This is a genomic window from Maricaulis sp. (assembly GCF_030149515.1).
Lineage (GTDB): Bacteria > Pseudomonadota > Alphaproteobacteria > Caulobacterales > Maricaulaceae > Maricaulis.
Genome location: NZ_JASBRI010000004.1, coordinates 85,173 through 92,721, shown reverse-complemented (window position 1 = coordinate 92,721; position 7,549 = coordinate 85,173). Strand labels below are relative to the sequence as shown.

8 protein-coding genes are annotated in these 7,549 nt (G+C 62.9%); all 8 read left to right on the top strand.

Annotated elements, in window-relative coordinates; translation table 11 throughout:
- On the top strand, positions 1 to 219 hold a 219-nt coding region (locus Q1U94_RS02875), incomplete at its 5' end, for a site-2 protease family protein (protein WP_300541747.1).
- A gap of 27 nt (positions 220 to 246) precedes the next feature.
- Complete coding sequence (gene bamA, locus Q1U94_RS02870) at positions 247 to 2,634, top strand: outer membrane protein assembly factor BamA (RefSeq protein WP_300541745.1); 2,388 nt, start codon at positions 247 to 249, stop codon at positions 2,632 to 2,634.
- A 4-nt stretch (positions 2,635 to 2,638) separates the two neighbouring features.
- On the top strand, positions 2,639 to 3,241 hold the full coding sequence (locus tag Q1U94_RS02865; RefSeq protein ID WP_300541743.1) for an OmpH family outer membrane protein: 603 nt from the start codon (positions 2,639 to 2,641) through the stop codon (positions 3,239 to 3,241).
- 8 nt (positions 3,242 to 3,249) lie between these two features.
- The gene (gene lpxD / locus Q1U94_RS02860; RefSeq protein ID WP_300541741.1) at positions 3,250 to 4,272 is read left to right on the top strand and encodes a UDP-3-O-(3-hydroxymyristoyl)glucosamine N-acyltransferase; all 1,023 of its coding nucleotides are present in this window, start codon (positions 3,250 to 3,252) and stop codon (positions 4,270 to 4,272) included.
- A 4-nt stretch (positions 4,273 to 4,276) separates the two neighbouring features.
- The gene (gene fabZ / locus Q1U94_RS02855) at positions 4,277 to 4,723 is read left to right on the top strand and encodes a 3-hydroxyacyl-ACP dehydratase FabZ (RefSeq protein WP_300541739.1); all 447 of its coding nucleotides are present in this window, start codon (positions 4,277 to 4,279) and stop codon (positions 4,721 to 4,723) included.
- Entirely contained in the window at positions 4,720 to 5,514 is a 795-nt protein-coding gene (gene lpxA, locus Q1U94_RS02850) for an acyl-ACP--UDP-N-acetylglucosamine O-acyltransferase (protein ID WP_300541737.1), read from the top strand. The genes fabZ and lpxA overlap by 4 nt, the downstream gene beginning before the upstream one ends.
- Entirely contained in the window at positions 5,507 to 6,364 is an 858-nt protein-coding gene (gene lpxI, locus Q1U94_RS02845) for a UDP-2,3-diacylglucosamine diphosphatase LpxI (RefSeq protein ID WP_300541735.1), read from the top strand. Before lpxA ends, lpxI begins: the two co-directional genes overlap by 8 nt.
- The gene (gene lpxB, locus Q1U94_RS02840; protein WP_300541733.1) at positions 6,361 to 7,524 is read left to right on the top strand and encodes a lipid-A-disaccharide synthase; all 1,164 of its coding nucleotides are present in this window, start codon (positions 6,361 to 6,363) and stop codon (positions 7,522 to 7,524) included. Before lpxI ends, lpxB begins: the two co-directional genes overlap by 4 nt.
- Positions 7,525 to 7,549 lie beyond the last annotated feature (25 nt).

Sequence of the window (7,549 nt, the reverse complement as noted above, 5' to 3'; positions counted from 1 at the left end):
GGCTTCCTGTCGGTTGGACTGGGTTTGGTGAATCTTCTACCGATCCCCATCCTCGACGGCGGCCATCTGGTGTATTACGCCTATGAGGCGGTTGCCCGGCGTCCGCTGAGCATGAAAGCGCAGGCCATCGGATTCCGGGTGGGACTTGCACTTGTGCTCGGTATGATGCTTGTAGCGACTTGGAATGACTTGAATTACCTGCTCGGGCAGATTTTCTGACCGGGCCCAGCAAGCGGCGATCTTTCCATGGCAAGTGTTCTGCGTGCGCTCTTCGCAGCCCTGATGACTGTGAGCCTGTCGACCATAGCGTCGGCCCAGCAATCCGGTGTGCAGGACGCGCCCGCGGAGGCCGTGACCCAGGAGGCGCCGGCCCAACCGGCGATCCGGCAGATTCTGGTTGAGGGCAATCAGCGTGTCGAAGCGGACACGGTGATTTCCTACCTGCTGATCCAGCCCGGCCAAGTCTATGATACGCGCCTGGTGAACCTGTCGATCCAGACCCTGATGGCGACCGGCCTGTTCTCCGACGTGCAGATCGAGGATCGCGGTGCTCAAGTGGTCGTGCGGGTGCAGGAAAACCCGATCATCAACCGGGTGATCCTGGAAGGCAATCGCGCCATTGATGACGACAAGATCACCGATGAGATCCAGGCCCAGCCTCGCGCTATCTTCACCCGTGCCCGGGTGCAGTCCGATGTTCAACGCATTATCGAGGTCTATCGCCGTTCGGGCCGTTTTGCAGCTTCGGTGACGCCGAAGATTGTCGAGCAGCCGCAAAACCGTGTCGACCTGATTTTCGAGATCTCCGAGGGCCCGGTGACGGGCGTGCGCCGGATCAACTTCATCGGCAATGACAGCTTCTCCGACCGCCGGCTTCGCCGCGAGCTGGTGACGCGGGAATCGCGCTGGTGGCGTTTCTTTTCATCCAACGACAATTACGACCCCGACCGCCTTGAATACGATCAGGAATTGTTGCGGCAATTCTATATGAACCAAGGCTATGCGAACTTCCGTGTCCTCTCTGCCGTCGCCGAACTCACACCGGACCAGGAAAGCTTCTACATCACCATCACGGTCGATGAGGGGGAAGTTTTCAATTTCGGTGAGGTGACGGTCTCGACTGAAATCGCTGATCTCAACGAAGAGTATCTGGCGATGATGCTGCCGATGCGGGCGGGCGACCTGTTCCAGGGGCAGCTGGTTGAAGACGGGATCGACACGCTGACCTTCGCTGCCGGGGCATCGGGTTATGCCTTCGTGAACATCAGTCCGCGCACGACCCGGAACCGCGAAGACAATACGGTCGACATCGAATTCGTCATCGACGAGGGCCCGCGGGTCTACATCGAGCGGATCGATATTGCCGGCAATACGCGGACGCTGGATCGCGTGATCCGCCGCGAACTCGATATCGTCGAGGGGGATGCCTTCAACCAGGTGCTGATCGACCGTTCGCGCAACAATGTGCGCCGGCTCGGCTTCTTCGAGGAAGTCGAGATTGGGGAGACCCCTGGTTCCGCGCCCGACCGCGCCCGTGTCAATGTTCAGGTGACCGAGCAACCGACCGGCGAACTTGCCTTCGGAGCGGGCTTCTCTTCAACCGATGCCTTCCTGGTCGACCTGTCCATTTCCGAGCGCAATCTGCGGGGGCGGGGCCAATTCCTGCGCTTCCGAATCTCGGCCAGTTCGAACCGGGAGTCGATCGATATCCGCTTTACAGAGCCGCGCTTCCTCGATCGCAATCTGGCGGCCGGCTTCGATCTTTTCCGCGTCAATTCCGACTTCCTCTCGGAAGCCTCCTTCCAGACCGAGTCGACCGGCGCCAGCTTGCGTCTGGGCTTTCCGGTGACGGCATCCACCAATCTGCAGCTGGGCTACACGATCCGGAATGACAATGTTCTGGTCTTCCGGTCCGCATCCCAGGCTTTGCTGAACCAGGCGGGCGACCGCACAACTTCGGTTCTGACCTATACGCTGAACTGGTCCCGCCTGAACGATCCGATAGAGCCGAGCAATGGCTACCGGCTGCAGTTCTCGCAGGGTTTTGCGGGTATTGGCGGCGATGTGCGCTATGTCCGGTCGGAAATCACGGGGGCCTTCTTCAAGCCGGTCCTGCCGGGGATTTTCAACAATGAAGTCGTGGCCAGCTTCACCATGGATGGCGGTTTCGTCCTTCCGTGGGGAGGTGATACGGTGCGCATCAACGACCGCTTCTTCAAGGGCGGCAACTCGTTCCGCGGTTTCGAAGTGGCCGGTATCGGGCCGCGTATCGTCAGCCGTGACGAGGATACCGGCGAGCTGAGGCGGGGCGATGCCCTGGGTGGCCGCCTGTATGCAATCGGGGCGTTCGAAGTGTCCTTCCCGCTCGGCCTGCCTGAACAGTACGGTGTGCGGGGCAGTCTGTTCACGGAGTTCGGTACCCTCGGGTTGCTCGATTCCGGCGATCAGATCGAGGAAGGCGCGGCAGGTGAAGCGTTCACGGTCGACGAAATGGCGCTGCGCGCCTCCGCCGGCCTGAGCATTTTCTGGGATTCGCCGTTCGGACCGGTCCGGTTCGACTTCGCGGAAGCGTTCATCCGCGAGGATTACGACCGAGCCGAGTTCTTCCGGTTCAGTACAAGAACAGGGTTCTAAGGTTATGAAATTTCTCAAGACACTCCTTATCCTCCCGGTTGTCATTGCGGGCTTTGCAGCGCCGGCACTGTCGCAGGGACAACCGACCATCGCCGTCTTCAACGAAGAGCGCGTGCTGCGCGAAAGCGCTGTGGGTCAGCACATCCAGGCGCGGATCCAGGAAATCGCGACGGAAATCGATGCCGAGCTGACCGCGATGGGTCAGCCGATCCAGCAGGAGACCGAGCGTCTCAATGCGGAAACCGCATCGATGACCCCGCAGGCTATCCAGGGCCGTCCCGACCTGATGCAGCGTATCGAAGCGTTGAACCAGAATGCGCAGCAATTCGAGCTCGCGCGCCGGGCCCGCCAGCAGGAACTGGTCCAGACGGAACGCCAGGCCATGCGCCCGGTTTACGAAGCCTTGCAACCGATCCTGCAGGCCGTCGTGGAAGAGCGCGGTGTCGATATCCTGATCGATCGCGGCAATCTGGTCTTCGCTTCGCCGGAATTCGATATTTCCCAGGCCGTGATCGAGCGCCTGAATCAGCAGCTGCCCACCGTGACCGTCACCCGCGTGCGTGTCTCGCAGGAAGCCGCTGCGGCGAGCGCCGGTCAGCAGCAGTAGAGCGTATCGTGGCCGATCCGCGTTTCTACGACCGGCTGGGCCCGCTCACGATTGACGAGATCGCCGCGCTTTCGGGCGCGGCGATTTCTGATTCCGGGCACCGAACGGCGGAGATTGACGGCCTTGCACCCCTCGACGAGGCGGGGCCGGGCACGCTGGCCTATATCGACTCAGCGAAGCCGTCCTCCGGCGAGCGGCGGTTTGACGGTGTTGCGGTTCTGGCCCGGCCGGAGCTGGAGGAACGCCTCGCCGATCTGGGTGCGTGTATTCTCCTTCACGATCATCCGCGAACGGCCTTTGCTCGCGCTAGTGCCGGCCTGTTCCGGTGCAAGTCGCTGGTCGGCAATGTGCGTGTGGCGACTGACGCGTCGATTGCAGCATCGGCGCACATTGCGCCGGACGCGACGATCGGTGCGGGAGCGGAGCTGGGGGCCGATGTTGAAATCGGGCCGGGCGCCGTTATCGGCCCAGGCTGCCGCATCGGGGCGCGGACCCGGGTCGGTGCGCGCGCCGTGGTCCAGTGTGCCGATCTGGGCGAAGACTGCAATATTCTGGCGGGAGCTGTGATTGGCGAGAGCGGTTTTGGTGTCGCAGTATCCGGCGAGGGGCTCGTCGACGTGCCGCATCTGGGAACGGTCGACATCGCGAATGCGGTTACGATCGGGGCCAATTCCTGCGTCGACCGGGGCCTGTTCGGGGCAACGCGGATCGGCGAGGGGAGCAAGATCGATAATCTCTGTCACATCGGCCACAACACGCAGGTCGGGCGTCATGTCGCCATGGCGGCCTATGCCGGCATATCCGGCAGTTGCGTGATAGAAGATGGTGTCCTGTTCGGCGGGCGTGTCGGCCTGCACGACCATGTCAAAATCGGCAAGGGCGCACGGATCGGCGGCAATTCCGCGGTAGCCCACAACGTGCCCGCCGGCGAAACCTGGCAGGGCGATCCCGCCCAGCCGATCCGCCAGCACATGCGACAGGTGGCCGAACTGCGCCGTCTCGTAAAAGCCAAGACCAAGAAGAAGGACTGACCGGGTGTCCAACCGGATAGAACACAGCGAAATCCTGCATCTCCTGCCGCACCGCTATCCCTTTTTGCTGATCGATGCCGCCGAGGACTACAAGCCGGGCGAGTCGATCGTGGGACTCAAGGCCGTCACGGCAAACGAACCCTTCTTTCCCGGCCATTTTCCCGGCAATCCCGTCATGCCCGGCGTGCTGATGATCGAGGCCTTGGCTCAGGCCGGCGCCGTCCTGATGTACAAGACGCTCAATGTCTCGCCCAATGCCGCGACGGTTTTCTTCATGGGTACCGACAAGGTGCGTTTCCGTTCGCCCGTGCGGCCCGGAATGATGCTGCGCATGCCGGTCAGCGTGACGGCGGCGCGCCACGGCGTGTTCAAGTTCAAGGGCGAAGTCTTTGCCGACGGCGTCCGGGCCGTGCAGGCGGAGTTCTCGGCCAAGGCGGTGGAAAATCCATGAGCGGACCCGACATCCATCGCACGGCCATTGTCGATCCGGGCGCGCAGCTGGGTTCGGGCGTCGAGATCGGACCGTTCTGCATCGTCGGCCCGAATGTGAAGCTGGCCGACCGGGTGCGCCTGATATCGCACGTCACCATCGCCGGGCACACGGTGCTGGGCGATGATTGCGTACTCTATCCCGGGGTCCACCTCGGTCATCCGCCGCAGGACTTCAAATACCAGGGTGAGGATACCCAGCTCACTCTCGGTCAGCGCAATATCTTGCGAGAGAATGTCACAATGCATCCGGGCACGACATTCGCCCGGGGCCGGACCGTGATAGGCAATGACGGGTATTTCATGGTCGGGGCTCATGTGGCGCACGACTGTATCGTCGGCGACCGGGTCGTTTTCGCCAATGGTGCCGCGATCGGTGGCGAGACCACTGTCGCCGATCACGTTATTCTCGGCGGCTATGCGGGCATTCACCAGAAGAGCCGTATTGGCCGGCATGCCTTCATCGGCGCCATGGCCATGGTGACGGCAGACGTCATTCCGTATGGCTCGGTGATCGGCAATCACGCCCATCTCGCCGGGCTGAACGTTGTGGGCCTGAAGCGACGCGGTATGCCGCGCGAAACCCTGCGCGACCTGCGGGCGGCGTACCGGCTCCTGTTTGCTGAGGAAGGCACGTTCGAGGAACGGGTCGACGATGTTGCGCACATCTATCGCGAGAACGCTCCGGTGATGGAGATCATCGCCTTCATTCGCGAGGATGCGAAACGATCCGTCTGCATGCCGCATGACTGAGATCTCCGCCAGCGCCGGATGGCGCAAGCTGGGACTGATTGCGGGCGGCGGGGATTTGCCGCGCGAGATCGTGCGGGCGATGGGCGCGCAGCCGCCGTTCGTCATACGGATTTCGGGATTTGCCGAAGATGACTTTGACGATATCGACTCGGTGGAACACTCCGTTGGCGAGATCGGTGGTATCGTGAAATCGCTGCGATCGGCCGGGTGTGATGCGGTGTGTTTTGCCGGCTATATTTCGCGCCCCGACATCAGGACGCTGCGCATGGATGCGCGTGGCCTGAAAATGGTACCGCGCGCCCTGGCTGCCGGCCGGAAGGGCGATGATGCGGTGTTGCGCGTAGTGGTCGACGAGTTTGAGCGCGCCGGTTTTCGGATAGTCGGACCGGATTCTCTTCTGGGCCCGTTGAGTGCCGAGGCGGGGTGTCTGGGTGCGGCCCCGGATGACGAGGCTCAGGAAGATGCCGACAAGGCCATGGCGATTGCCGCGGAAATCGGGCGTCTGGATATCGGCCAGGGGGCTGTCGTCGCCCGGGGGGTCGTCCTGGCCGTAGAAGCCCAGGAGGGTACGAATGCGATGCTGGAGCGCGTCGCCAGCTTGCCGCAGCCGCTGCGCGGCTGCCCTGGTGCGCGTTTCGGTGTTCTTGCCAAACGGCCCAAGCCGATTCAGGAGCGCCGGGTCGACATGCCTACGATTGGCGTTGACACGGTTCAGCTCTGCGCTGCGGCCGGCCTGGCGGGTATCGCTCTGGAAGCCGGCGGTGCCCTGATTGTCGACCGGGAGGGCGTGATCCGGGCTCTGGAGGAGGCGGGCCTCTTCCTCCAGATCCGGCCCGCCGGGCGGGCATGAGCCGGCACCCCTTCATCTATGTCGTCGCGGCCGAGCGCTCGGGTGATCATCTTGGCGCAGCGCTGATCCGCTCCCTGCGTGATCGCACGAACGGTGCCGTCCGCTTTGCCGGTATTGGTGGCCGCGCAATGGCGGAGGAGGGCATCCACTCGGCCATCGATATTGCCAATCTCGCCATTTTCGGCTGGATAGACGGATTACTGGCATATCGGCGGGTCAAGGCTGCGGTGGCTGCCAGCGTCGCAGATATTCTCGCGCACAAGCCCGACGCTGTCGTTCTGGTTGACAGTTGGGGCTACACATTGCGTGTGGCCCGGGGCGTACGCGCGGCCGACTCCTCGATCAGATTGATCAAATATGTCGGCCCGCAAGTCTTCGCGACGCGTCCGGGACGGGCCGCTACCCTGGCAGCGACTGTCGACCGGCTACTAACCATCCTGAATTTCGACGCGCCCTTCTATGAAGCGCACGGTCTGCCGGTCACCTTTGTCGGCAATCCTACACTCGAGCGTCTCCAGCCGGGCGACGGGGTGGGCTTCCGCGAGCGGCACGGCATGACCGGGCGCGGGCCGGTTCTTGTCCTGTTGTTCGGCAGCCGGAATTCGGAAGTGCGCCGCCTGTTCGGCCCGTTTTCCTGCGCGGTTGCGCGCTTGCGCAAACGCTATCGCGATCTGCAGGTCGTAATCCCCCTGGCCGATCCCGTGGAGGCGGATGTGAAGGCTCGTCTGGCGGCCGACGGGCGCTATGCCGGTGCGGTCGTTGTGGACGAGACCGAGAAGGCCGATGCCTTCGCCGCGGCCGACGTCTCGCTGGCCTGTTCCGGCACTGTCGTCACCGAACTGGCGACAGCCGGCGTGCCGACCGTGACCAGCTACAAGCTGGGATGGATCACTTGGGGGCTGGCGCGCGCCTTCAACCTGATGAAGTCGAAATATATCAGCCTCGTCAATATCGCTGCCGACGAGGAACTCGTGCCTGAAATCATCCAGCTGAGTGCCACCGGGAAAAGGCTTGCCGACCGTGTTGCCGGCCTGATCGACAATCCGGAACGGCGCGTGGCCCTGTCGGCGCGCCTGACCGAGACGACGGCCCGGATGCGCGGCAATGGCCGGGCTTCGGATCGGGCTGCAGACGCTGTGCTGGATACGCTGGCACAATAAAAAAAGGCCGCTCTTGGGAACGGCC

Bases quoted from the DNA above. Each gene is read 5' to 3' on its own strand.
- bamA (WP_300541745.1), top strand. From the start codon at position 247: ATGGCAAGTGTTCTGCGTGCGCTCTTCGCAGCCCTGATGACTGTGAGC.
- Q1U94_RS02865 (WP_300541743.1), top strand. From the start codon at position 2,639: ATGAAATTTCTCAAGACACTCCTTATCCTCCCGGTTGTCATTGCGGGC.
- lpxA (WP_300541737.1), top strand. From the start codon at position 4,720: ATGAGCGGACCCGACATCCATCGCACGGCCATTGTCGATCCGGGCGCG.
- lpxI (WP_300541735.1), top strand. From the start codon at position 5,507: ATGACTGAGATCTCCGCCAGCGCCGGATGGCGCAAGCTGGGACTGATT.
- lpxB (WP_300541733.1), top strand. From the start codon at position 6,361: ATGAGCCGGCACCCCTTCATCTATGTCGTCGCGGCCGAGCGCTCGGGT.